The sequence below is a fragment of the Rathayibacter sp. AY1E3 genome (assembly GCF_002932235.1).
Taxonomy (GTDB): domain Bacteria; phylum Actinomycetota; class Actinomycetes; order Actinomycetales; family Microbacteriaceae; genus Rathayibacter.
In genome coordinates this window covers 1865-4578 of sequence record NZ_PSVN01000041.1, presented here as the reverse complement: position 1 = coordinate 4578, position 2714 = coordinate 1865, and the positions used below count along the sequence as shown (strand labels likewise).

The following is a 2714-nucleotide window of genomic DNA, read 5'->3' as shown; positions in this document are numbered from 1 at the left end:
CCACTCCTACCAGCCTTTACAACGGTATGAGTGTAGTGATTATCAAGTTATCGGCTTATTAGTACCGGTCAGCTCCGACAGTCTTTAGTCCTGTCTTCCACATCCGGCCTATCAACCCAGTCGTCTGGCTGGGAGCCTCTCCCCCGAAGGGATGGAAATCTCATCTCGAAGCCGGCTTCCCGCTTAGATGCTTTCAGCGGTTATCCGTTCCGAACGTAGCTAATCAGCGGTGCTCCTGGCGGAACAACTGACACACCAGAGGTTCGTCCATCCCGGTCCTCTCGTACTAGGGATAGATCTTCTCAAATTTCCTGCGCGCGCAGCGGATAGGGACCGAACTGTCTCACGACGTTCTAAACCCAGCTCGCGTACCGCTTTAATGGGCGAACAGCCCAACCCTTGGGACCTACTCCAGCCCCAGGATGCGACGAGCCGACATCGAGGTGCCAAACCATGCCGTCGATATGGACTCTTGGGCAAGATCAGCCTGTTATCCCCGAGGTACCTTTTATCCGTTGAGCGACAGCGCTTCCACAAGCCACTGCCGGATCACTAGTCCCGACTTTCGTCCCTGCTCGACTTGTCAGTCTCACAGTCAAGCTCCCTTGTGCACTTACACTCGCCACCTGATTGCCAACCAGGTTGAGGGAACCTTTGGGCGCCTCCGTTACTCTTTGGGAGGCAACCGCCCCAGTTAAACTACCCATCAGGCACTGTCCCTGAACCCGATTAGGGTCCGAAGTTAGATATCCAGAGTGACCAGAGTGGTATTTCAACAATGACTCCACGAACACTAGCGTGCCCGCTTCAACGTCTCCCACCTATCCTACACAAGCCACACCGAACACCAATACCAAACTATAGTAAAGGTCACGGGGTCTTTCCGTCCTGCTGCGCGTAACGAGCATCTTTACTCGTAATGCAATTTCGCCGAGTTCGCGGTTGAGACAGCTGGGAAGTCGTTACGCCATTCGTGCAGGTCGGAACTTACCCGACAAGGAATTTCGCTACCTTAGGATGGTTATAGTTACCACCGCCGTTTACTGGGGCTTAAATTCTCAGCTTCGCCTTGCGGCTAACCGTTCCTCTTAACCTTCCAGCACCGGGCAGGCGTCAGTCCGTATACATCGTCTTGCGACTTAGCACGGACCTGTGTTTTTAGTAAACAGTCGCTTCCCACTGGTCTCTGCGGCCATCGAACGCTCCCGGAGCAAGTCCGTTCACGCCTCAGGCCCCCCTTCTCCCGAAGTTACGGGGGCATTTTGCCGAGTTCCTTAACCACGATTCTCTCGATCTCCTTAGTATTCTCTACCTGACCACCTGAGTCGGTTTGGGGTACGGGCAGCTAGAACCTCGCGTCGATGCTTTTCTTGGCAGCATAGGATCACCGATTTCGACTTGCGTCTACCCATCAGATCTCAGGCTATATGAACGACGGATTTGCCTATCGTTCGCCCTACATCCTTAGACCGGGACAACCATCGCCCGGCTCGGCTACCTTCCTGCGTCACACCTGTTAATACGCTAAACGCACCAGCACGGGGTCGTACGCTAGGCCCAACGCTTCACCCCGAAGGGATCCATCAAAGGGATTCAGATACTTAGCACTACTGGATTGTCTTGGGCGGTTCTTCGCCGGTACGGGAATATCAACCCGTTGTCCATCGACTACGCCTGTCGGCCTCGCCTTAGGTCCCGACTTACCCAGGGAAGATTAGCTTGACCCTGGAACCCTTGGTCTTCCGGAGGACGGGTTTCTCACCCGTCTTTCGCTACTCATGCCTGCATTCTCACTCGTGTGGCATCCACGGCTGGTTCACACCGCCGCTTCACTCGCCACACGACGCTCTCCTACCCATCAACACGGCTGGACCACGAAGGCCTACCACTAATGTCAATGCCACAACTTCGGTGGCGTGCTTGAGCCCCGTTACATTGTCGGCGCGGAATCACTTGACCAGTGAGCTATTACGCACTCTTTCAAGGGTGGCTGCTTCTAAGCCAACCTCCTGGTTGTCTGTGCAACTCCACATCCTTTCCCACTTAGCACGCGCTTAGGGACCTTAGTTGGTGGTCTGGGTTGTTTCCCTCTCGACTATGAAGCTTATCCCCCACAGTCTCACTGCTGCGCTCTCACTTACCGGCATTCGGAGTTTGGCTGACGTCAGTAAGCTTTTGGGCCCCATCGGCCATCCAGTAGCTCTACCTCCGGCAAGAAACACGCAACGCTGCACCTAAATGCATTTCGGAGAGAACCAGCTATCACGAAGTTTGATTGGCCTTTCACCCCTATCCACAGCTCATCCCCTCCATTTTCAACTGAAGTGGGTTCGGTCCTCCACGACGTCTTACCGTCGCTTCAACCTGGCCATGGATAGATCACTTCGCTTCGGGTCTAGACCCTGCGACTGAATCGCCCTATTCGGACTCGCTTTCGCTACGGCTGCCCCACACGGGTTAACCTCGCCACAGAGCACTAACTCGCAGGCTCATTCTTCAAAAGGCACGCCGTCACCCCTACAAGGAGGCTCCGACGGTTTGTAAGCAAACGGTTTCAGGTACTATTTCACTCCCCTCCCGGGGTACTTTTCACCTTTCCCTCACGGTACTTGTCCGCTATCGGTCATCTGGGAGTATTTAGGCTTATCAGGTGGTCCTGACAGATTCACACGGGATTTCTCGGGCCCCGTGCTACTTGGGATACTCTTCACGTC

The 2714-nt window shown here is 54.6% G+C and carries 1 rRNA gene (cut by a window edge); it reads right to left on the bottom strand.

From position 1 onward, the window contains the following. Positions 1-38: 38 nt before the first annotated feature. A 23S ribosomal RNA gene (locus tag C5C53_RS16545) occupies positions 39-2714 on the bottom strand (it continues 223 nt past the right edge of the window).